The following is a 21,187-nucleotide window of genomic DNA, read 5'->3' as shown; positions in this document are numbered from 1 at the left end:
CCGCTGCCCGGCGGGGCCGGGCAGCGGCGTGGGGCCTGCTCAGTGCTGCAGGATCTTGCTGAGGAAGTGCTGGGTACGCTGGTCGCGGGCGGCCTGGTCGCCGAAGAACTCTTCCTTGGTGCAGTCTTCGATGATGTTGCCCTTGTCCATGAAGATGACCCGGTTGGCGACCTTGCGGGCAAAGCCCATCTCGTGGGTCACGCACATCATGGTCATGCCTTCATGGGCCAGTTCGACCATCACATCCAGGACTTCGCTGACCATTTCCGGGTCCAGTGCCGAGGTCGGTTCGTCGAACAGCATGACGATCGGGTCCATCGACAGGGCGCGGGCGATCGCCACGCGTTGCTGCTGACCCCCCGAAAGCTGGCCAGGGTGCTTCTTGGCCTGGCTGCTCAGGCCGACCCGCTCGAGCAGGGCCAGGCCTTTCTTGGTGGCCTCCGCTTCGCTGCGGCCGAGCACCTTGCGTTGGGCGATGGTCAGGTTCTCGGTGATGGTCAGGTGCGGGAACAGCTCGAAGTGCTGGAACACCATGCCGACCCGCGAGCGCAGCTTGGGCAGGTTGGTCTTGGGGTCGGCGATCGAGGTGCCGTCGACCACGATGTCGCCCTTCTGGAACGGCTCGAGGGCATTGACGCACTTGATCAAGGTGGACTTGCCCGAGCCGGACGGGCCGCAGACCACCACCACCTCGCCTTTCTTGACTTCGGTGTTGCAGTCGGTCAGCACCTGGAAGTCTCCGTACCACTTGTTGACGTTCTTGATGGAAATCATACGGCGATCCTTTTTTGCAGGCGCTTGACCAGCCACGAAGCGGTGAAGCTGATGAGGAAGTAGACGACACCGGCGAAGATCAGGAACTCATGGGAGCGCCCGATGATGTCGCCGTTGGAGCGTGCCGAATTGAGGAAGTCCACCAGGCCCACGGTGTAGACCAGCGAGGTGTCCTGGAACAGGATGATGCTCTGCTGCAGCAGCAGCGGGGTCATCTTGCGGAAGGCCTGGGGCAGGATGATCAGGCGCATGGTCTGGCCATAGGTCATGCCCAGGGCCTGGGCGGCGCCCATCTGGCCCTTGGAGATCGATTGCACGCCAGCCCGCACGATTTCGCAGAAGTAGGCGGCCTCGAACATCATGAACGCCACCACGCAGGAGGTGAAGGCACCGACCGGGGTGTCCTCGCCGGTGATCCAGCGCAGCACGAATGGCACGGCCAGGTAGAACCAGGTGATCACCAGCAGCAGCGGGATGGAGCGGAAGTAGTTGACGTAGGCGCCGGCGATGTTCGACAGCAGCTTGCTCGACGACAGGCGCATCAAGGCCAGGATGGTCCCCAGCACGATGCCGCCGATCACGCCCATGACCATCAGCCTGAGGGTCATCAGCATGCCTTCCCAGAGCGCAGGCAGGGCCGGGACGATCTCGGTGAAATCCATGTCCATTACTTACCTCCCACGGAAATCAGGCCAGGTACCGAGACTTTCTTCTCGACCATGCGCATGAGCAGCATCAGGCCCATGTTCAAGGTGAAGTAGATCAGGGTGGCCAGGGTGAACGCCTCGAACAGGTTGGCGGAGAACTCGGCGGTCTGCTTGGTCTGGGCCAGCAGCTCCATGAGGCCGATCAACGAGGCCACGGAGGAGTTCTTGAACACGTTCAGGAACTCCGAGGTGAGCGGCGGAATGATGATCCGGTACGCCTGCGGCAACAGGACGTTGGTGTAGATCTGCGGCATGCTGAAGCCCATCGCACGGGCGGCCGCTTCCTGGCCGCGCGGCAGGGCCTGGATGCCGGTACGCACCTGTTCGCAGACCCGCGCGGCGGTGAACAGGCCCAGGCAGATGACCACGCTGATCAGCGCCGAGGTGGTCGGGTTGAGGTCCTGCTTGAACCATTCCTGCAGGCCTTCGGGCAGCAGGTCCGGTACCAGGAAGTACCAGATGAACAGCTGCACCAGCAGCGGCACGTTGCGGAACAGCTCCACGTAGGCGGTGGCGATGCCGGCCACCAGGCGGTTCGGCACGGTGCGCATGACGCCGAGTATGGAGCCCAGCAGCAGTGCGATGATCCAGGCGGAGACGGCGATGGCGATGGTCCATCCCAGGCCGGTGAGGTACCAGTCCAGGTAGGTTTCGCTGCCCACGCCGGTGGACTTGAAGAACACGCCCCAGTCCCAGTTGTAATTCATCGGGATTTCCCCTCAGACGGTTGTTTCACGGGCACCTTCGAACATCCGAGGGCGGTATGCGCCCTCGGATGAAAGGTTAGACACTAACGAGTGGCCCGTCGGGTTAATTCGCGCTCGAGGTGAGCCACGGGCCACGTTCAGGGGTCAGGACTGCTTTTCGTCCGCTGCCTTGTCGGTCGGCTCGGCGATCAGCTTCTTCAGCTCTTCGCTCATCGGGAAGTTCAGGTTCAGGCCTTTTGGCGGGATCGGTTGCTGGAACCACTTCTCGTAGGTCTTGTTGATCTCGCCCGACTTGTAGTACTCCACGATCGCCTCGTCGACCGCTTTCTTGAACGCCTCGTCACCCTTGCGCACCATGCAGCCGTAGATCTCGTAGGACTGCGGGGTACCGGTGATGACCCAGTCGGCAGGCTTGCGTGCCTTGGCCATTTCGCCGGCGAGCAGGGCATCGTCCATCATGAAGGCCACGGCGCGGCCGCTTTCGAGCATGTTGAAGGCTTCGCCGTGGTCCTTGGCGGAGATCACGTTCATCTTCATCTGCTTGTCGGCGTTCATCGCCTTGAGGATGCGCTCGGAGGTGGTGCCGGCGGTGGTCACCACGTTCTTGCCGGCCAGGTCCGGGAAGTCCTTGTAGGCCGGCTGGCCGTCCTTGACCTTGGTCAGCAGGCGGGTACCGACTTCGAAGATGCCCACGGAGAAGCCGACCTGTTGCTGGCGTTCGACGTTGTTGGTGGTGGAGCCGCATTCCAGGTCGACGGTGCCGTTCTGCACCAGCGGGATGCGGGTCTGGGAGGTGACCAGATTGTAGCGGACCTTGATGTCGGTGCCCAGTTGCTTTTTCAGGTGCTCGACGACGGCCAGCTGGATGTCGTGGGAGTAGCCCACGGGTTGTGGCTTGCCGGCCAGGTAGGAAAACGGAATGGAGGAGTCGCGGTGCCCCAGGGTGATGGTCCCCGAGTCCTTGATCTTCTTCAGGGTGCCGGTCAGTTCCTCGGCCATGACTGGCGAAGCGATGACCGCGGCCGCGATGGCGGCGCCCAACAGATGACGAACGATGCGCATCAAATTTTCCTCGACGTTGTTTTTTTTATGGAGCCGTTGGCGGACTCTTCGTTCAACGAATACAGCATGAAGCGGTGTGCATTCGGCTACCAAGTGTAGAGCATGACTCATGCCAAGCCCTGATACTGATCATAACGCCGCGTAAATACTGGGGATTAATCTTTTCTGACGGTTTTCCAGGGAATGTTTGTGTACGGATTTCCGAATGGATGGGTGTGAGCCGTTCGGGAATCCGAACGGGTTGGCGGTTGTGTGCAGGCCTGCCATTCGGGGCCGCTTCACGCTCCATCGCCGGCAAGCCGGCTCCCAGGTTCGGCACCGATCTCAAGAACGGCGCGACCACCCTGTGTGGAGTCGGTTTGCCGGCGATGGGCTGCAAAGCAGCTCTATTGGCAGAAGCAGGTCCAGGCCAGGCTCAGGCCGCACGCACGCGCGCACGGTTCGACTCGGCACGCTGCAGGTACTCGCGCAGCCCCTGCTGCTCGGCCTGGCTGGTGAACAGACCCAGCTTGGTACGGCGCCAGAGGATATCGTCGGCGCTGATCGCCCATTCCTCGCTGCACAGGTAATCCACCTCACGGCTGAACAGGCCGCCGCCGATGGCCTGACCGAGGTCCTCCGGACCCTGCACGCCTTCGAGCAGGCGCCAGGCTCGGCTGCCGTAGGTTTGCACCCAGCGCCTGGCAATATCCTCCGGCAACCAGCTGCAGCGGGCCAGCAGGCCGTCGACCAGGGCCTGGACGGTGGTCATGCGCTCGCCGCCGGGCAAGGGCGCGCTGGCGGTCCAGCTGTCGCGCATGTGGGTGAAGAACGGCCGTAGTTCCGCCATGGCCGACTCGGCCAGCTTGCGGTAGGTGGTCAGCTTGCCGCCGAACACCGACAGCAGCGGCGCCTGGCCCTCGGCGCTGGACAACGCCAGGGTATAGTCGCGGGTGACCGCCGAGGGGTTGTCCGATTCGTCGTTGCACAGCGGCCGTACCCCGGAATAGGTGTGCAGGATGTCGGCCCGCCCGAGCTGGTGGTTGAAGTGCTCGTTGACCACCTTCAGCAGGTAGTCGGTCTCCGCCTCGGTGATCGCCACCTCGGCCGGATCGCCGCTGTATTCGCGGTCGGTGGTGCCGATCAGGGTGAAGCGCTCCAGGTAGGGGATGGCGAAGACGATGCGCTGGTCTTCGTTCTGCAGGATATAGGCATGCTCGCCCTCGTACAGGCGCGGCACGATCAGGTGGCTGCCCTGGATCAGACGGATGCCGTAGGGCGCGTCGAGCCCCAGGTCGTCCTTGATGAAGCTGGCGACCCAGGGGCCGGCGGCGTTGACCAGGGCACGGGCACGGATGGTCTGCCGGCTGCCATCGGCGAGCGACAGCTCTACCTGCCACAGGCCATCGACCCGCTCGGCGCCCAGGCAACGGGTGCGAGTGCGGATGTGTGCGCCTTTCTCGCGGGCGGCCATGGCATTGAGCACCACCAGGCGGGCGTCGTCGACGGCGCAATCGGCGTATTCGAAACCGCGGGTGATGGCGGGCTTGAGCGGGTTGCCCGGGCCGAAGCGCAAGCTGCGCGAGGCGCCCAGGCGCTTGCGCTTGCCCAGGTGGTCGTAGAGGAACAGGCCGGCGCGGATCATCCAGGCCGGCCGCAGGTGCGGGCGGTGGGGCAACACGAAGCGCATCGGCTTGACGATGTGCGGCGCCTTGGCGAGCAGCACCTCGCGCTCGGCCAGCGCCTCGCGGACCAGGCGGAACTCGTAGTGCTCCAGGTAACGCAGGCCGCCGTGGATCAGCTTGCTGCTGGCCGACGAGGTGTGACTGGCGAGGTCGTCCTTTTCGCAGAGCAATACCTTCAGGCCGCGCCCGGCCGCGTCGGCGGCGATGCCCACGCCATTGATACCGCCGCCGATCACGGCGAGGTCGTAGCAATCGGCGAGGGGGAGCAAGGACGAAGCGGGCTGTGACACGGCAAGGCCTCCGGGAGTGCTGTTCATATCGAATGTGAACATTTATGTTCGTTTTCGAAAATACTAGCGCAATGAAACGCCTGTCGCCAGTCAGTCCTTATAGGAAAAGCTGATCAGATGACAAGAAAATGAACATTATCGAACATAAGGTTGGCGCTTTGCGGTGAGGCAGTTGCCGTTTGGGGGCTGCAAGGCAGCCCCAGCGCCCTTGAGAAGGAGCGCGAGTGGTCTGGACAGCAGCCCTGGGCTGCTCAGACCACTTCCAGGCGGATCTTGTGCTGGTTGAGTAGCTGGGTCAGGGCGGGAGAGGGCGCCTGGTCGGTCACCAGGCAGTCGACCAGGCTGATCGAGCCGAGGCGTACCATGGCGTTGCGGCCGAACTTGCTGGAGTCGGCGGCGAGGATCACCTGGCGGGCATTGGCGATGATCGCCTGGGATACCCGGACTTCCTGGTAGTCGAAGTCCAGCAGGCTGCCATCCTCGTCGATGCCGCTGATGCCGACCAGGGCGAAGTCGACCTTGAACTGATTGATGAAGTCGACGCTGGCCTGGCCGACCACACCGCCGTCGCGGCGTACGGTGCCGCCGGCCACCAGCACCTCGAAATCATCCTTGGCGCCGAGGATCGCGGCCACGTGCAAGTTGTTGGTGATGACCTTCAAGTGGTTGTGGTTGAGCAGGGCACGGGCGATGGATTCGGTGGTGGTGCCAATGTTGATGAACAAGGAGGCATGGTCGGGAATCTGCCGGGCCACGGTTTCGGCGATGCGCTGTTTCTCGTCGCGCATCTGGTCGGCGCGCATGGCGTAGGCGGTGTTCTCGATGCTCGAATCGTAGGCTGCGCCGCCATGGTAGCGGCGCAGCAGGTTGCCTTCGGCGAGCTGGTTGATGTCGCGGCGGATGGTTTGCGGGGTGACGACGAACAGCTGGGCCATTTCTTCGATACTGACGTAACCGCGCTCGCGCACCAGTTCGAGGATTTGTTGTTGGCGGGGAGGCAGATTCATGGGCGGTCCTTTTGGGCTGCCGGACAAATTCTGCAATGAAACCAAAAGGCAGCGGCAAGCGGCAAGCTACAAGCGACAAGAAAAGCCGAACACGCCAGCCGGTGTCCCTATGCTTGGCTTGCAGCTTGCAGCTTGCAGCTTGCAGCTTGCAGCTTGCAGCTTGCAGCTTGCAGCTTGCAGCCTACGCCTCCCAATCGCGGGTACGATCCACCGCTTTCTTCCAGCCGGCGTAGAGCTTCTCCTTCTGCGCCTCGTCCAGCTGCGGGCTGAACTCGCGCTCAATGATCGCCTTGTCGCGCAACTCGTCCAGGCCGCTCCAGAAGCCGCAGGCCAGGCCGGCCAGGTAGGCGGCGCCGAGCGCCGTGGTCTCGCGCATCCTTGGCCGTTCGACGCAGGTGCCGAGGATGTCGGCCTGGAACTGCATGAGGAAGTTGTTGGCCACCGCGCCGCCGTCCACGCGCAGTTCGCTCAGGCGCTGGCCGCAGTCCTGCTGCATGGCGTCGAGCACGTCACGGGTCTGGTAGGCGATCGACTCCAGGGCCGCACGGATGATGTGATCGACCTTCACCCCACGGGTCAGGCCGAACAGTGCGCCACGGGCGTAGGGGTCCCAGTACGGTGCGCCAAGGCCGGTGAAGGCCGGCACCAGGTAGACGCCGTTGCTGTCCTTGACCTTGCTGGCGAAATATTCGGTGTCGAAGGCATCGTTGACGATCTTCAGTTCGTCGCGCAGCCATTGCACGGTGGAGCCGCCGTTGAATACCGCGCCTTCCAGGGCATAGGCCACCTCGCCGCGAGGGCCGCAGGCGATGGTGGTGAGCAGGCCATGGGAAGATTTCACCGCTTTGTCGCCGGTGTTCATCAGCAGGAAACAGCCGGTGCCATAGGTGTTCTTGGCCTGGCCGGGCTCCACGCACATCTGGCCGAACAGTGCCGATTGCTGGTCGCCAGCGATGCCGGCGATGGCGATGCCGCTCTTGGTATGGCCGTACACCTGCGAAGACGGACGTACCTCTGGCAGCATCTGCCGTGGAATGCCAAGGATCTCGAGGAGCTTCTCGTCCCACTGCAGGGTGTGGATGTTGAACATCAGGGTGCGCGAGGCATTGGTGTAGTCGGTGACATGCACCTTGCCACCGGAGAATTTCCAGATCAGCCAGCTGTCGACGGTGCCGAACAGCAGCTCGCCCCGTTCGGCGCGGGCCCTGGCGCCGTCGACGTTGTCGAGGATCCACTTGAGCTTGGTGCCGGAGAAATACGGGTCGGTGACCAGGCCCGTGGTTTCGCGGATGTACGCCTCATGGCCGTCGCGCTTGAGCTGCTCGCAGATCTCGGTGCTGCGCCGGCATTGCCAGACGATGGCGTTGTACACCGGGCGGCCGGTTTCCTTGTCCCAGACCACGGTGGTCTCGCGCTGGTTGGTGATGCCCAGCGCGGCCACCTGGGCATGGCTGATGCCGGCCTGGGCCAGGGCTTCGACCATGGTCGCGCTCTGCGTGGCGAAGATTTCCATCGGGTCGTGCTCGACCCAGCCGGCCTGCGGATAATGCTGCACGAACTCGCGCTGGGAGGTACCGACCACGTTGGCGTCACGGTCGAAGATGATGGCCCGCGAACTGGTGGTGCCCTGGTCCAGGGCGATGATGTAGTTCTTGTCCTGGGTATCTGTCATGTCGGTGGCCTTGCACAAAATAGGAGTAGGTCAGGGCAGGCCGGGCCCGGGGCCCGGCGGCGGCGTCAGGAAACCTGGGTGTCGCCCTGAGGATTATCGTCTGTTTGCCGGTTCGCGGCTTGTGCCATCGGCAGGTGGCGGGCGATCAGGCCGCGATACAAGGCGGCGCCCAGGCAGGCGCCGAGGATCGGAGCGAACAGCGGCACCAGGAAGTAGGGCACGTCGCGTCCGCCGGTGAAGGCGATCTCGCCCCAGCCGGCCAGGAAGGTCATCAGCTTGGGCCCGAAATCCCGCGCCGGGTTCATCGCAAAGCCGGTGAGCGGGCCCATGGCACTGCCGATCACGGCGATCAGCAGGCCGATGAGCAAGGGCGCCATGGCGCCGCGGGGCAGGCCGTTGTCGTCGTCGGTCAGGGCCATGATCACCGCCATGAGGATAGCGGTGATGACCAATTCGACCAGGAAGGCCTGGGCGATGGACAGCGCCGGATGCGGGTAGGTGGAGAACACCGAGGCGAGCTCCAGGCTGGCCTGGCTGCCACGGGCCATGGCGTGGGCTTGTTCGAAATCGAAGAACAGGTTGCTGTACAGGGTGTAGACCAGCGCGGCGGCGCAGAAGGCACCGCAGACCTGGGCGAGGACATAGAACGGCAGCTTGCGCTTGTCGAAGCCGGCGAACAGGCACAGGGCGATGCTCACGGCCGGGTTCAGGTGCGCGCCGGACACGCCGGCGGTGAGGTAGATCGCCATGCTCACGCCGATCCCCCAGATGATGCTGATTTCCCACAGGCCGAAGCTGGCGCCGGCGACCTTGAGCGCGGCGACGCAGCCTGTGCCGAAGAAGATGAGCAGAGCGGTGCCGAGGAACTCGGCCGTGCACTGGCCGGAAAGCGTCGGTTGTCTTGCAGCAGTCGTCATGTATGACCTCGGTTCTTGTTGTTGTGAGGCGCTGGGCGCTCGACAGCAAAGCCCGGTGTCTATCCCCATTGACCCCGGGCGGACGTAAGAAAATGCACCTTAAAAGTGCATCGAATATTCGCAAACGAAAAAATATAGACAAGAAACGCTGATGTCAAAGGTCGAAAGTGAACGGTCGGCCACAATCTGACTGGTTGCATTCACTGCGAACTCGGAGGTCGTGAGGCATGTCAGCCATGTGCTGGCTGGCCTGTAGGATTTGCCCTAAAGTAGCCGCCGACCTGTCATCGACTGGAGCCGTACATGACCCCCGCCCTCGACCTGCTGAAGAAGGCACGTGCCGAACACCGCGTGCACAGCTACGAACATGATCCCAAGTCTGCGTCCTATGGCCTGGAGGCGGCGGAAAAGCTCGGGCTCGATCCCCAGAGGGTGTTCAAGACGCTGCTGGCCTGCAGCGAGAAGGGTGAGTTGCTGGTGGCGGTGGTGCCGGTGGGCGGCACCCTCGACCTGAAGGCGCTGGCCCAGGCGGCGGGTGTGAAGAAATGCGAGATGGCCGATCCAGCTGCGGCGCAGCGCGCCACGGGGTACCTGGTGGGCGGGATCAGCCCGCTGGGGCAGAAGAAGCGCTTGCGCACCTTCATCGACGAATCGGCGCAACAGTTCGAAACCATCCATGTGAGCGCTGGACGACGCGGGTTGGAGGTGGAGCTGGCGGCGGCGGTGCTGGCTACGCATACCCAGGCGACGTTCGCCGGGATTGGGCGGGGCTGAGTTTTTGCCGTTGCGAAGCTTGAGCTGGCCCTTTCGCGAGCAAGCCCAAGCTCCGCTGAAACTCAGGTCGCCGAACTGTAGCGTCGTACCCCGTTCTCCGGGCGTGGCAACTGCGCCGCGACGCTGCCTGGTGCCGGGAACAGCACCAGGTGGTCGGCAGACACGGCAATGCCGACATCCTCGCCGACCTGATGATCGACATGGCTCGGGAAGATCGCCTCCAGCTGGCTGCCGGTGGGCAACAGCAGGCGATACAGGGTAGAGGCGCCGAGGAAGCTCTTGCCGATGATGTTCGCCCGCAGGTCGCTGTCCGGTGCGTAGACGATGTCGTCCGGGCGCAACAGCACATCCACCGAACTGCCTGGCGCCATGATGTAGGCACGGTTGCCGCGCAGCTCGCCCAGCTCGGTATTGACCGCCTCGTGGCTGCTCATCTGCCCGCGGATGAAATAGCCCTGGCCGATGAAGCTGGCCACGAAGGGCGTCTGCGGTTCGTGGTAGAGGTTGTAGGGCGTGTCCCACTGCTCCAGGCGTCCTTCCCTGAAGACGCCCACATGGTCGCTGACGGCGAAGGCTTCTTCCTGGTCATGGGTCACCAGGATGGCACTGGTCCCGCGGCTCTTGAGAATGTCGCGGACCTCATGGCTCAGGCGCCGGCGCAGTTCCACGTCGAGGTTGGAGAAGGGTTCGTCGAGCAGCAGCAGTTGTGGTTCCGGAGCCAGGGCCCGGGCCAGGGCCACGCGCTGTTGCTGGCCGCCGGACAACTCATGAGGATAGCGTCCCCCCAGCTTGCCGAGCTTGACCAGCTCGAGCATCTCCTCGACCACCTCGCCCTGGCGTGGATGCTTGCCCAACCCGAAGGCGATGTTCTGCGCCACGGTCAGGTGCGGGAACAGGGCGTAGTCCTGGAATACCATGCCGATCCGGCGTTTTTCCGGCGCGAGGGTGAAGCCGGCGCGGGAAATGACCTCGCCGGCCAGCTGGATCTCGCCTTCGTGCACCGGCTCGAAGCCGGCGATGGCGCGCAGGGTGGTGGTCTTGCCGCAGCCCGAGGAGCCCAGCAGGCAACCGATGTCGCCTGCGTTCAGGTGCAGGTTGAGGTTCTGGACGATGCGCTGGTCGCCGTAGCCGCAGGCGAGGTTGCGCAGGTTGAGCAATAGGGGTTGACTCATGCGTGGTGGTAAGCCGGTTCTACAAGGAATTCCAGAAGGGCCTTCTGCGCATGCAGGCGGTTCTCGGCCTGGTCCCAGGCGACCGAGCGTGGGTCGTCGAGCAGGTCCAGGCTGATTTCCTCGCCACGGTGGGCGGGCAGGCAGTGCATGAACAGGGCGTCGGGTGCCGCCAGGTCGAGCAGTTCGCGGTTGACCTGGTAAGGCGCGAAATGCGCCAGGCGCCGTGCAGTTTCCTCCTCCTGGCCCATGGAAGTCCAGACATCCGTGCTCACCAGGTGAGCGCCGCGCACCGCTTCCTTCGGGTCGCGCATGACTTGCACGCGATCGCCGGCCTGGGCGAGGAAGCGCGGATCGGGCTCATAGCCCTCCGGGCAGGCCACGCGCAGTTGGAAGTCGAACTGGATCGCCGCTTCGACATAGGTGTTGCACATGTTGTTGCCATCGCCGATCCAGGCCACGGTCTTGCCCTGGATCGAGCCACGGTGTTCGAGGAAGGTCTGCATGTCGGCCAGCAGCTGGCAAGGGTGCAGGTCGTCGGACAGGCCATTGATCACCGGGACGCGCGAGTGAGCGGCGAACTCGGTCAGGGTACCGTGGGCGAAGGTACGGATCATCACCGCATCGAGCATGCGCGACATGACGATGGCGCTGTCGCCGATCGGCTCGCCGCGGCCCAGCTGGGTATCGCGGGGCGACAGGAAGATGGCCTGGCCGCCGAGCTGGATCATGCCGGCTTCGAACGACAGGCGGGTGCGCGTGGAGGACTTCTCGAAGATCATCCCCAGCACGCGGTTCTTCAGCGGCTCGAACAACACGCCGCGGTTACGCAGGTCCTTCAGCTCGATGCCTCGACGGATCACGCCGAGCAATTCGTCAGCAGTGAAATCCATCAGGGAGAGAAAGTGCCTAGCGCTCATGATTGACTACCTTATCTGCAACGGTTTGCAGGTCGACCGTATGGGTTTTCTTGACAACGGGAGTGACCTGCGGCGTAAGCCGCACGGGGCGGACGGAATAGGGAAAGGCGCAATACTATAATTAAATGTCGCCTAAAACCAAGGGGGGGAACGGTCGCTCTGTTGCAAAGGATGTCGTAACCCGTTGTGCAGCGACTGTTTTTTATTTTCTACAGGTTTTGTACACGGCTTGCAGGCCGCTTGGCAAACCTTGCGTCGCCAATCGTGCCGCCTGATGTCGCGGGATTCATGCGGCGAACCTCGCTGGTCGGCGCTGCGGGGCGAGCGCATAGTCGCAGTTCCACAACGTCACGGCGGAGGCGGCCATGAGCACGACCTTGCATCACCGAGCCTGTCACCTGTGCGAGGCCATTTGTGGCCTGAACATCGAACTGGCCCACGAAGCCGATGGGCGGGTACGCATCGCCTCGATCAAGGGCGACCCGCACGACCCGTTCAGCCGTGGCCATATCTGCCCCAAGGCCGTGGCCCTGCAGGACATCCAGGACGACCCCGACCGCTTGCGCCAACCCCACCGGCGGGTCGGCGGGGGCTGGCAGCCGATCGCCTGGGACGAGGCCTTCGCCCTGGCCGCCGACAGGCTGTGGAGTATCCAGCAGGCCCATGGGCGCAATGCCGTTGCGGTGTACCAGGGCAATCCCAGCGTGCACAACTACGGGCTGATGACCCACAGCAACTACTTTCTCGGCCTACTCAAGACCCGCAACCGTTTTTCCGCCACCTCGGTGGACCAATTGCCCCACCATCTGGCCAGCTACCTGATGTACGGCCATGGCCTGCTGTTGCCGGTGCCGGATATCGACCACACCGATTTCATGCTGATCCTCGGCGGCAACCCGCTGGCTTCCAATGGCAGCATCATGACCGTGCCGGATGTGGAGAAGCGCCTGAAGGCCCTGCGTGCGCGGGGTGGTCGGCTGGTGGTGGTGGATCCTCGGCGCAGCGAGACAGCGGCGATGGCCGACCGTCACCTGTTCATTCGCCCCGGTGGCGACGCTGCGCTGCTGGCGGCGATGCTCAACACCCTGTTCGCCGAGGGCCTGGCCCAGGGCTCGCACCTGCCAGTGAACGGGCTCGAGCAGGTACGCGAGGCGATTATGCCGTTCAGCGCCGAGGCGATGAGCGGGCTGTGCGGTATCGCGGCGGCCGATATCCGCCAACTGGCAGAGGATTTCGCGGCGGCCGAGCGGGCGGTGTGCTATGGGCGCATGGGCGTTTCCACCCAGGCCTTCGGGACCCTCTGCCAGTGGCTGGTGCAATTGATCAACCTGGTCAGCGGCAATCTCGACCGCGAGGGTGGGGCGCTGTGCACCGAGCCTGCGGTCGACCTGGTGGGCAGTACCTCGGGCGGGCATTTCAACCAGTGGCAGAGCCGGGTCTCGGGCCTGCCAGAATATGGTGGCGAGCTGCCGGTGGCTGCCTTGGCCGAGGAAATCCTGGCGCCCGGCGAGGGGCAGGTGCGGGCGCTGGTGACCGTGGCCGGCAATCCGGTGTTATCCACGCCCAATGGCCGGCAGTTGGACGAGGCCTTGGCGGGGCTCGACTTCATGCTCAGCATCGACCTGTACATCAACGAGACGACCCGTCACGCCGACCTGATCCTGCCTTCTACCTCGGCGCTGGAAAACGACCACTACGACACCACCTTCAACCTGCTGGCGGTGCGCAATGTCACGCGCTTCAACCGGGCGATCCTGCCCAGGCCGGAAGGCGCGTTGCACGACTGGGAGATCTTCGTCGGCCTGGCCAGGGCCTACGCCGAGCGTGCCGGGCTGGCACTCAAGCCGACCCTGGCACCGGCGCAGATGATCGACCTGGCCCTGCGCCAGGGCCGTCATGGCGACGATTCACCCTGGCGGTTGTCGCTGCAGACCCTGGATCGCCATCCCCACGGCCTGGACCTGGGGCCGTTGCGGCCGAACCTGGCCGGGCGCCTGCGCACCGCCAGCCAGGCCATCGAGGCGGCGCCTGCGGCCTTGCTGGACGACCTGCAACGCCTGGCTCGGCAGAGGCCGCCTGCACCGGACCAACTGCTGCTGATCGGTCGCCGGCATGTGCGCAGCAACAATTCCTGGATGCATAATTTCCATCGGCTGGTGAAAGGCAAGCCACGCCATCAGTTGCTGATGCATCCGCAGGACCTGCAGGCGCGCGGGCTGGCGGATGGCCAATGGGTGCGGATCCGCTCGCGTACAGGTGAGCTGGAAGTGCAGGTCCAGGCCAGCGAGGAGATGATGCCGGGCGTGGTCAGCCTGCCTCATGGCTACGGGCACGGGCGCCAGGGCGCGCAATTGCGCATCGCCAGCAGCCAGCCCGGGGTCAGCGCCAATGACCTCACCGACGAGCACCTGCTCGATGCTGTATCGGGCAATGCCGTGCTCAATGGCGTCCCTGTGCATGTGGAGGCCGCCTGAAGGCCGGCAGGGCCGAGCATGCTGCTCGGCTTTCCGTTACAATGCGTCACCGTGCCGACGACCGCGTCGGAAAGTTCAGCCGAGGTGCTCCATGGATATCATCGAAACAATCAAAGAGCAGATTGCCAACAACACCATTCTGCTTTACATGAAAGGCTCGCCGAATGCCCCACAGTGTGGCTTCTCGGCGCGTGCCGCGCAGGCCGTGATGGGTTGTGGCGAGAAGTTCGCCTACGTCGACATCCTGCAGAACCCGGAAATCCGCGCCAACCTGCCCAAGTACGCCAACTGGCCGACCTTCCCGCAACTGTGGGTCGGCGGTGAGCTGGTCGGCGGCAGCGACATCATGCTCGAGATGTTCGAGAAGGGTGAGCTGCAGACCCTGATCAAGGAAGCTGCCGCCAAGGCCAAGGCTTCCGAGGCCTGAATCGGCCATCGTCTGGGAGGCCGCTGACGTATTCACGGCCGGTCTTTCAGCCGCCATTCTGGGGCCGCTTCGCGGCCCATCGCCGGTTTGCCGGCGATAGGCTGCAAGCAGCCTCAATGCCGCTTGCCTGGCTGGCATATGAAACAAGGCCGCTCCACAGGCATGGCGCTATTCTTCATAAGCGCTGTGCGTGTGGAAGCGGCCTTGTGTCGTGAAAGGACTGCGAGGCAGCCCTGACCATTGCTTGCCTTATTCTTCGCCCATCTGCGACTGCAGGTAGTTCTCGATACCGATCTTGTCGATCAGGCCCAGCTGGGTTTCCAGCCAGTCGATATGTTCTTCCTCGGATTCGAGGATGTCTTCCAGCAGCTCGCGCGAACCGAAGTCGCCGGCAGTCTCGCAGTGGGCGATGGCGGCCTTGAGGTCGACCAGGCCTTTCTGCTCGATCTTCAGGTCGCATTCGAGCATTTCCTTGGTGTGCTCGCCGATCAGCAGCTTGCCCAAGTCCTGCACGTTGGGGATGCCTTCGAGGAAGAGGATACGCTTGATCAGTTTGTCAGCGTGCTTCATCTCGTCGATGGATTCCTTGTACTCGTGCTTGCCGAGCTTGTTCAGGCCCCAATCTTCGTACATGCGCGCGTGCAGGAAGTACTGGTTGATCGCGACCAGCTCGTTTCCGAGGATCTTGTTGAGATGCTGGATGACGCTTACGTCGCCTTTCATGTCGGGTTCCTGCCCTGTAGAAGTGTGCCAATACAAGGAAGTTTGAGCCCGATAACTTCTTCTGTCAAACCTAAGTTATTGAATAATAAGTGAAATTTAATAGGAATAAGAATGTTTGTGAACCGCGTTATGGTGCTAACTTATTGAATTTCAGACATAAAAAAACCGGACACAAGGTCCGGTTCTTCGAATTCGTTGTCTCTAGGCCACGTTGAATTCAACGGGGTAGGGCAGGGCGGCTTGCTGGCTGACCTGCAGGTCGGTCAGGGTTTCGCGGACCACCTGCTTGGCCAGGCAGGCGCATTTGCCGCATTGGCTGCCGACATTGGTGGCGGCTCGGACTTCCTTGTAGCTGCAGCATCCTTCATAGATCGCATCGCGGATCTGTCCGTCGGTGACGCCGACACAAAGACACACATACATAAGGTCAGACCATCGCTGGTTGATTTGATGGCTTGGAGATTAATGGTAATGAGAATGCTTGTCAAAGCGCATTCTCGCCCGGTGCGCATTCGCGCGACCGGCGGTTGGCATTCGGCCTGTCACGCGAAGCCGTGTATGATGGGCGGCCTTTGTCGGATGCCGGGCGGGCCTACCCGTCCGGGCCACGGTTTTTCACCATCATCAGGAGATAACGAATGAGCGTGCTCGTTGGTAAACAAGCCCCGGATTTCACCGTTCCAGCCGTGCTGGGCAACGGCGAGATCGTCGACAGCTTCAACCTGGCTTCGGCCATCAAGGGCAAGTACGGCCTGGTGTTCTTCTACCCGCTGGACTTCACCTTCGTCTGCCCGTCCGAGCTGATCGCCCTGGACAACCGCATTCCTGACTTCCAGGCGCGCGGTGTGGAAGTGATCGGCGTGTCGATCGACTCGCACTTCACTCACAACGCCTGGCGTAACACCCCGGTCGACAAGGGCGGTATCGGCCAGGTCAAGTACACCCTGGCGGCCGATATCTCTCATGAGATCTGCAAGGCCTATGACGTCGAGTCCGAGGGCGGCGTTGCCTTCCGTGGCGCCTTCCTGATCGACAAGAACGGTGTCGTTCGCTCGCAGATCATCAACGACCTGCCGCTGGGCCGTAACATGGACGAACTGCTGCGCCTGGTCGACGCCCTGCAATTCCACGAAGAGCACGGCGAAGTCTGCCCGGCCAACTGGAAGAAAGGCGACAAGGGCATGACCGCTTCGCCGGAAGGCGTCGCTGCCTACCTGAGCGAGAACGCCGGCAAGCTGTAATCGCCCGCGAAAAAAACCGGCCTTCGTGGCCAATGTCAGTCAGTTAAGCGGCGCTTTGTCATTTTTGGGGCTACCTTGCAGCCCATCGCCGGCAAGCCGGCTCCCACAGGGACCGCGGCGACCACACATGATGCGGTTTGCACGGACAGTGTGGGAGCCGGCTTGCCGGCGATGGGGCGCGAAGCGGCCCCAAATGACAACTGAAAGTCTTAACTGACTGGCATTGGCCTTCGTGGCCGGTTTTTTTTCGCTTGGGGTTTCGAGAAAAAGCTGTTCGTGCCCGACTCTCGCTTGCCGCTCAGTCGTTGAAGTCCCGCCAGCCGCCCATTTCCTTCCAGCGATTGACGATGCCGCAGAACAGCTCGGCAGTCTTCTCCGTGTCGTAGCGTGCCGAGTGGGCCTCGCGGCCGTCGAAGTCGATGTCGGCGCTCTGGCAGGCTCGCGCCAGGACGGTCTGGCCGTAGGCAAGGCCCGCCAGGGTGGCGGTGTCGAAGCTCGAGAAGGGGTGGAACGGGTTGCGCTTGAGGTCGTTGCGCGTCACCGCGGCATTGAGGAAGCCCAGGTCGAAGCTGCTGTTGTGGCCGACCAGGATCGCCCGCTTGCAGCCATTGGCCTTCAATGCCTTGCGCACCCCGCGGAAGATGTCGGTGAGCGCGGTTTCCTCGCTCACCGCCATGCGCAGCGGGTGATCCAGCTTGATACCGGTGAACTCCAGGGCCGCCGGCTCGATGTTGGCGCCTTCGAACGGCTCGACGCGGTAGAAGTAGGTGTGCTCCGGGAACAGGAAACCCTTCTCGTCCATGCCGATGGTGACCGCGGCGATCTCCAGCAACGCATCGGTGGCGCAGTTGAAGCCACCGGTCTCGACGTCGACCACCACCGGCAGGTAGCCGCGAAAACGCTCGGCCATCGGATGGCGCGAACCACCGCCTTGACCTTCCTGGTCATCATCAAAGAGAACTTCGCTCACGCCTTGCCCTCCAGCAGGCGCCAGCGCAGTTTTTCACCGGCGCGCAGCGGGACCACGGTGTTGTCGCCGAACGGCAGGCTGTCCGGGGCGGCCCACTCTTCGCGGACCAGGGTAATGGTGTCGGTGTTGGCCGGCAGGCCATAGAAGGCCGGGCCGTGCAGGCTGGCGAAGCCTTCCAGCTTGTCCAGTGCGTTGCGTTGCTCGAATGCCTCGGCATACAGCTCGATGGCCGCATAGGCGGTGTAGCAGCCGGCGCAGCCACAGGCGGCTTCCTTGGCATGGCGGGCATGCGGCGCCGAGTCGGTGCCGAGGAAGAACTTGGGGTTGCCGCTGGTGGCCGCGTCCAGCAGCGCCACCTGGTGGGTGTTGCGCTTGAGGATCGGCAGGCAATAGAAGTGCGGGCGGATACCGCCCACCAGCATGTGGTTACGGTTGTACAGCAGGTGCTGGGGGGTGATGGTCGCGCCGACGTTGGCGGGCGCCTCGGTGACGAATTGCGCGGCATCGGCAGTGGTGATGTGCTCGAACACCACCTTCAGCGTGGGGAAGCGCTCGACCACACGCCGCATATGCTCGTCGATGAAGCGCTTCTCGCGATCGAACACGTCGATTTCCGCGCGCGTCACCTCACCGTGCACCAGCAGCGGCATACCGGCCTCGGCCAGGGCCTCGAGGGCTGGGAAGATATTGTCGATGCTGGTCACGCCCGAATCGGAGTTGGTCGTGGCGCCGGCCGGGTACAGCTTGGCGGCGTACACGAAACCGCTGGCCTTGGCCGCGCGGATATCCTCGGGGCTGGTGCGGTCGGTGAGGTACAGCACCATCAGCGGCTCGAAGCGGCTGCCGGCAGGCCGCGCGGCGAGGATACGCTCACGGTAGGCACCGGCTTCGGCGGCATCGCGCACCGGCGGAACGAGATTGGGCATGACGATGGCGCGGGCGAAGGTGCGCGCCACATCGCCGACGGTATGGGGGAGGACGGCACCATCGCGCAGATGGATGTGCCAGTCGTCGGGGCGCAGGAGGGTCAGGCGATCGGACATTGGGGATTCCAGGCGGTTCGAACTCAAGGACGAATGCTACCGGAAAACCCCGGGGCGAGCACGGCTATCAAGTTTTCCGGGCGGCGTCCGATAGCCTGCTGGTAAGCCGCCAGAATCTGTGGAGCCGCCTGTGCGCCAGCGTTACCTAGCCCTGTTCACCCTGCTTGCCAGCCTGCCGGCTGGGGCACTGACCTTCCAGACGCGCGTGGAGAACATCGCCTGGACAGTCGAGGGCGATCAGTTCGAATGCCGGCTGGTCCAGCCGATCGACGGTTTCGGCAGTGGCGAGTTCGTGCGGCGAGCCGGTGAACAGGCGGTTTTCCAACTGCGCTCGCACAGCAACGTCCTGGGCGCAGGCTCGGCGACCTTGCTGGCCGCCGCGGCGCCCTGGCAGCCCGGGCGGGGCGACATCAACCTCGGCGCGGTACGACTGGGGCGCAGCGGGGTGCTCTTGAGCTCCTCCCAGGGCCAGGCCAGCCGTTTGATCAATGGCCTGCTCGATGGGCGCAGCACGGTGGTGCGCAACTACACCGGCGAAGGTGGCAGGCCCATGGAAGTGCGCGTGCTGCCGGTGAGTTTCGCCAAGGCCTACAGCGACTACCAGCTGTGCGTGGGCAAGCTGTTGCCGATGAACTTCGACCAGATCCGCCAGACCCAGGTAGGCTTCCCCAGCGCGGGCATCGACCTGGACAGCGCGGCCCGCGCCCGCTTGGACGTGATCCTCGACTACCTCAAGGCCGACCCGTCGGTGAACCACATCGAGCTCGACGGTCACTCCGACAACAGCGGCAATCGCCTGACCAACCGTGACACCTCGCGGCGCAGGGCCCTGGCGGTCGCCGACTACCTCAAGGCCCACGGCGTGCCCGAAGAGCAGATCAGCGTGCGCTTCCATGGCGAGCGCTACCCGCTGGTGAAGAACAACAGCGCCGCCAACCGTGCGCGCAACCGCCGGGTCAACATCACCCTCGATCGTGTCACGCCGGTCGAGCAGCCCCAGCAAAAGCCTGCTGCGCAGCCACCTGCGGCGCCGGCAGCCAACGCACCGGCCCCTGCTACCGCCGTACCACCGGCCGGCAAGGCGTCCTGAGTGCGACAGGTGGTCGCGCTCTCGACAGTTCTTGTCGCTTTGTCGTCACAAGCTGTCGCCCCACTGTAAATTTTTCGGCAGGGCCGGTAGAATCGACGGCTTTCCGTACAACCCCGTGGAGTGATGGCATGGCGGACGTAAAAAAGGTCGTACTGGCGTATTCCGGCGGCCTTGATACTTCGGTGATTCTCAAGTGGCTGCAGGATACCTACAACTGCGAAGTGGTGACCTTCACCGCTGACCTGGGGCAGGGCGAGGAGGTCGAGCCGGCCCGCGCCAAGGCACAGGCCCTGGGCGTGAAAGAAATCTACATCGACGACCTGCGCGAAGAGTTCGTGCGCGATTTCGTCTTCCCGATGTTCCGCGCCAACACCGTCTATGAAGGCGAGTACCTGCTGGGTACTTCCATCGCCCGTCCGCTGATCGCCAAGCGCCTGATCGAGATCGCCAACGAAACTGGCGCCGACGCCATTTCCCATGGCGCCACCGGCAAGGGCAACGACCAGGTGCGCTTCGAGCTGGGCGCCTATGCGCTCAAGCCAGGCGTCAAGGTCATCGCGCCATGGCGCGAATGGGACCTGCTGTCCCGCGAGAAGCTGATGGACTACGCCGAGAAGCACGGCATCCCGATCGAGCGCCACGGCAAGAAGAAGTCGCCGTACTCGATGGACGCCAACCTGCTGCACATCTCCTACGAGGGCGGTGTCCTGGAAGATACCTGGACCGAGCACGAGGAAGACATGTGGCGCTGGAGCGTCTCCCCGGAGAACGCCCCCGACAAGCCGACCTACATCGAGCTCACCTACCGCAACGGTGACATCGTCGCCATCGACGGCGTCGAGATGACCCCGGCCACCGTGCTGGCCACCCTCAACCGCATCGGCGGCGAGAACGGCATCGGTCGCCTGGACATCGTCGAGAACCGCTATGTCGGCATGAAGTCCCGCGGCTGCTACGAAACCCCCGGCGGCACCATCATGCTCAAGGCCCACCGTGCCATCGAGTCGATCACCCTGGACCGCGAAGTCGCTCACCTGAAGGATGAGCTGATGCCCAAGTACGCCAGCCTGATCTACACCGGCTACTGGTGGAGCCCGGAGCGCCTGATGCTGCAGCAGATGATCGACGCCTCCCAGGTCAACGTGAATGGCGTGGTGCGCCTGAAGCTGTACAAGGGTAACGTCGTCGTCGTCGGCCGCAAGTCGGACGACTCGCTGTTCGATGCCAACATCGCGACCTTCGAGGAAGACGGTGGCGCCTACAACCAGGCCGATGCCGCTGGCTTCATCAAGCTCAATGCACTGCGCATGCGCATTGCCGCCAACAAGGGCCGTTCGCTGCTCTGATCGGCATGTAGGGCAGACAGACCCTCGGCCTTGTGCCGTAATGCTGCTCACTTAAGTCGGATATGACATCGATTGGGGCTGCCTTGCAGCCCTTCGCGGGCGAGCCCGCTCCCACAGGAGCGTGCATTCCTTGAGGTTTGCAGCGTACTTGTGGGAGCGGGCTTGCCCGCGAAGGGCCGCAAGGCGGCCCCAATGGCTGAAGTGAACAGC

Annotated in this window: 20 protein-coding genes; 6 read left to right on the top strand and 14 right to left on the bottom strand. The window is 63.5% G+C overall.

The features are described from left to right. Window positions 1-39: 39 nt before the first annotated feature. The 8 genes from NJF35_RS20860 to NJF35_RS20825 form a co-directional block, all read right to left on the bottom strand. Window positions 40-774, bottom strand: coding sequence for an amino acid ABC transporter ATP-binding protein (locus tag NJF35_RS20860; RefSeq protein ID WP_225788113.1), 735 nt, complete (start codon window positions 772-774; stop codon window positions 40-42). Then, complete coding sequence (locus tag NJF35_RS20855) at window positions 771-1,442, bottom strand: amino acid ABC transporter permease (protein ID WP_225788114.1); 672 nt, start codon at window positions 1,440-1,442, stop codon at window positions 771-773. Before NJF35_RS20855 ends, NJF35_RS20860 begins: the two co-directional genes overlap by 4 nt. Next, window positions 1,442-2,188, bottom strand: a complete 747-nt coding sequence (locus tag NJF35_RS20850; RefSeq protein ID WP_225788115.1) for an amino acid ABC transporter permease — start codon at window positions 2,186-2,188, stop codon at window positions 1,442-1,444. The genes NJF35_RS20855 and NJF35_RS20850 overlap by 1 nt, the downstream gene beginning before the upstream one ends. 144 nt (window positions 2,189-2,332) lie before the next feature. Then, window positions 2,333-3,250 (bottom strand): glutamate/aspartate ABC transporter substrate-binding protein, encoded by a 918-nt coding sequence (locus NJF35_RS20845; RefSeq protein WP_225788116.1) that lies wholly within the window; start codon window positions 3,248-3,250, stop codon window positions 2,333-2,335. 415 nt (window positions 3,251-3,665) lie between these two features. Then, complete coding sequence (gene glpD, locus NJF35_RS20840; protein ID WP_253091429.1) at window positions 3,666-5,204, bottom strand: glycerol-3-phosphate dehydrogenase; 1,539 nt, start codon at window positions 5,202-5,204, stop codon at window positions 3,666-3,668. Window positions 5,205-5,455: 251 nt separating this feature from the next. Continuing rightward, window positions 5,456-6,211, bottom strand: a complete 756-nt coding sequence (gene glpR, locus NJF35_RS20835) for a DNA-binding transcriptional repressor GlpR (protein WP_225788118.1) — start codon at window positions 6,209-6,211, stop codon at window positions 5,456-5,458. Window positions 6,212-6,392: 181 nt separating this feature from the next. Next, window positions 6,393-7,883 (bottom strand): glycerol kinase GlpK, encoded by a 1,491-nt coding sequence (glpK, locus tag NJF35_RS20830; RefSeq protein ID WP_225788119.1) that lies wholly within the window; start codon window positions 7,881-7,883, stop codon window positions 6,393-6,395. Between the two features lie 65 nt (window positions 7,884-7,948). After that, a complete protein-coding gene (locus tag NJF35_RS20825) occupies window positions 7,949-8,800 on the bottom strand; it encodes an MIP/aquaporin family protein (protein WP_225788120.1) in 852 nt (283 codons plus the stop codon). Between the two features lie 303 nt (window positions 8,801-9,103). On the opposite strand from NJF35_RS20825, the gene ybaK reads away from it, so the two are divergent. Further along, a complete protein-coding gene (gene ybaK / locus NJF35_RS20820) occupies window positions 9,104-9,574 on the top strand; it encodes a Cys-tRNA(Pro) deacylase (protein WP_225788121.1) in 471 nt (156 codons plus the stop codon). Between the two features lie 62 nt (window positions 9,575-9,636). Here the strand turns inward: ybaK and NJF35_RS20815 are convergent, their stop codons facing one another. Then, entirely contained in the window at window positions 9,637-10,746 is a 1,110-nt protein-coding gene (locus tag NJF35_RS20815) for an ABC transporter ATP-binding protein (RefSeq protein ID WP_225788122.1), read from the bottom strand. Next, window positions 10,743-11,663, bottom strand: coding sequence for an ornithine carbamoyltransferase (argF, locus tag NJF35_RS20810; RefSeq protein ID WP_225788123.1), 921 nt, complete (start codon window positions 11,661-11,663; stop codon window positions 10,743-10,745). The genes NJF35_RS20815 and argF overlap by 4 nt, the downstream gene beginning before the upstream one ends. Before the next feature lie 365 nt (window positions 11,664-12,028). On the opposite strand from argF, the gene NJF35_RS20805 reads away from it, so the two are divergent. Both NJF35_RS20805 and grxD read left to right on the top strand, forming a co-directional pair. Further along, a complete protein-coding gene (locus NJF35_RS20805; protein ID WP_225788124.1) occupies window positions 12,029-14,137 on the top strand; it encodes a molybdopterin oxidoreductase family protein in 2,109 nt (702 codons plus the stop codon). 91 nt (window positions 14,138-14,228) lie between these two features. Then, window positions 14,229-14,564: a Grx4 family monothiol glutaredoxin gene (grxD, locus tag NJF35_RS20800; protein WP_043206518.1), complete on the top strand. Its 336-nt coding sequence runs from the start codon at window positions 14,229-14,231 to the stop codon at window positions 14,562-14,564. A gap of 249 nt (window positions 14,565-14,813) precedes the next feature. Here grxD and bfr read toward each other — a convergent pair whose 3' ends face one another. Then, window positions 14,814-15,287, bottom strand: coding sequence for a bacterioferritin (gene bfr / locus NJF35_RS20795; RefSeq protein ID WP_225788125.1), 474 nt, complete (start codon window positions 15,285-15,287; stop codon window positions 14,814-14,816). Window positions 15,288-15,488: 201 nt separating this feature from the next. After that, complete coding sequence (locus tag NJF35_RS20790) at window positions 15,489-15,710, bottom strand: bacterioferritin-associated ferredoxin (RefSeq protein WP_225788126.1); 222 nt, start codon at window positions 15,708-15,710, stop codon at window positions 15,489-15,491. Window positions 15,711-15,925: 215 nt separating this feature from the next. Between NJF35_RS20790 and NJF35_RS20785 the strand changes: the two genes are divergently transcribed. After that, a complete protein-coding gene (locus NJF35_RS20785; RefSeq protein ID WP_225788127.1) occupies window positions 15,926-16,528 on the top strand; it encodes a peroxiredoxin in 603 nt (200 codons plus the stop codon). A 298-nt stretch (window positions 16,529-16,826) separates the two neighbouring features. Here the strand turns inward: NJF35_RS20785 and rnt are convergent, their stop codons facing one another. Both rnt and pyrC read right to left on the bottom strand, forming a co-directional pair. Beyond that, window positions 16,827-17,498 (bottom strand): ribonuclease T, encoded by a 672-nt coding sequence (gene rnt / locus NJF35_RS20780; protein ID WP_225788128.1) that lies wholly within the window; start codon window positions 17,496-17,498, stop codon window positions 16,827-16,829. Next, window positions 17,495-18,541, bottom strand: coding sequence for a dihydroorotase (pyrC, locus tag NJF35_RS20775; protein WP_225788129.1), 1,047 nt, complete (start codon window positions 18,539-18,541; stop codon window positions 17,495-17,497). The genes rnt and pyrC overlap by 4 nt, the downstream gene beginning before the upstream one ends. Before the next feature lie 130 nt (window positions 18,542-18,671). Here pyrC and NJF35_RS20770 point away from each other — a divergent pair, with 130 nt between their 5' ends. Together NJF35_RS20770 and NJF35_RS20765 are read left to right on the top strand one after the other, a co-directional pair. Beyond that, a complete protein-coding gene (locus NJF35_RS20770) occupies window positions 18,672-19,631 on the top strand; it encodes a flagellar protein MotY (RefSeq protein WP_225788130.1) in 960 nt (319 codons plus the stop codon). Window positions 19,632-19,759: 128 nt separating this feature from the next. Beyond that, entirely contained in the window at window positions 19,760-20,977 is a 1,218-nt protein-coding gene (locus NJF35_RS20765) for an argininosuccinate synthase (RefSeq protein ID WP_225788131.1), read from the top strand. The last annotated feature ends 210 nt before the right edge of the window (window positions 20,978-21,187 follow it).

The sequence above is a fragment of the Pseudomonas guariconensis genome, assembly GCF_024127895.1.
Taxonomy (GTDB): Bacteria; Pseudomonadota; Gammaproteobacteria; order Pseudomonadales; family Pseudomonadaceae; genus Aquipseudomonas; species Aquipseudomonas guariconensis_B.
The sequence above is the reverse complement of the archived record's forward strand: the minus strand, read 5'-3'. Positions and strand labels throughout refer to the sequence as shown.

Excerpts from the sequence above, each read along its gene's own strand:
- argF (WP_225788123.1), bottom strand. The coding sequence starts at position 11,663 with ATGAGCGCTAGGCACTTTCTCTCCCTGATGGATTTCACTGCTGACGAA.
- glpR (WP_225788118.1), bottom strand. The coding sequence starts at position 6,211 with ATGAATCTGCCTCCCCGCCAACAACAAATCCTCGAACTGGTGCGCGAG.
- NJF35_RS20845 (WP_225788116.1), bottom strand. The coding sequence starts at position 3,250 with ATGCGCATCGTTCGTCATCTGTTGGGCGCCGCCATCGCGGCCGCGGTC.
- NJF35_RS20805 (WP_225788124.1), top strand. The coding sequence starts at position 12,029 with ATGAGCACGACCTTGCATCACCGAGCCTGTCACCTGTGCGAGGCCATT.
- NJF35_RS20785 (WP_225788127.1), top strand. The coding sequence starts at position 15,926 with ATGAGCGTGCTCGTTGGTAAACAAGCCCCGGATTTCACCGTTCCAGCC.
- ybaK (WP_225788121.1), top strand. The coding sequence starts at position 9,104 with ATGACCCCCGCCCTCGACCTGCTGAAGAAGGCACGTGCCGAACACCGC.
- NJF35_RS20815 (WP_225788122.1), bottom strand. The coding sequence starts at position 10,746 with ATGAGTCAACCCCTATTGCTCAACCTGCGCAACCTCGCCTGCGGCTAC.
- pyrC (WP_225788129.1), bottom strand. The coding sequence starts at position 18,541 with ATGTCCGATCGCCTGACCCTCCTGCGCCCCGACGACTGGCACATCCAT.
- NJF35_RS20850 (WP_225788115.1), bottom strand. The coding sequence starts at position 2,188 with ATGAATTACAACTGGGACTGGGGCGTGTTCTTCAAGTCCACCGGCGTG.
- NJF35_RS20825 (WP_225788120.1), bottom strand. The coding sequence starts at position 8,800 with ATGACGACTGCTGCAAGACAACCGACGCTTTCCGGCCAGTGCACGGCC.
- NJF35_RS20765 (WP_225788131.1), top strand. The coding sequence starts at position 19,760 with ATGGCGGACGTAAAAAAGGTCGTACTGGCGTATTCCGGCGGCCTTGAT.
- NJF35_RS20860 (WP_225788113.1), bottom strand. The coding sequence starts at position 774 with ATGATTTCCATCAAGAACGTCAACAAGTGGTACGGAGACTTCCAGGTG.
- NJF35_RS20790 (WP_225788126.1), bottom strand. The coding sequence starts at position 15,710 with ATGTATGTGTGTCTTTGTGTCGGCGTCACCGACGGACAGATCCGCGAT.
- bfr (WP_225788125.1), bottom strand. The coding sequence starts at position 15,287 with ATGAAAGGCGACGTAAGCGTCATCCAGCATCTCAACAAGATCCTCGGA.
- NJF35_RS20855 (WP_225788114.1), bottom strand. The coding sequence starts at position 1,442 with ATGGACATGGATTTCACCGAGATCGTCCCGGCCCTGCCTGCGCTCTGG.
- grxD (WP_043206518.1), top strand. The coding sequence starts at position 14,229 with ATGGATATCATCGAAACAATCAAAGAGCAGATTGCCAACAACACCATT.
- glpK (WP_225788119.1), bottom strand. The coding sequence starts at position 7,883 with ATGACAGATACCCAGGACAAGAACTACATCATCGCCCTGGACCAGGGC.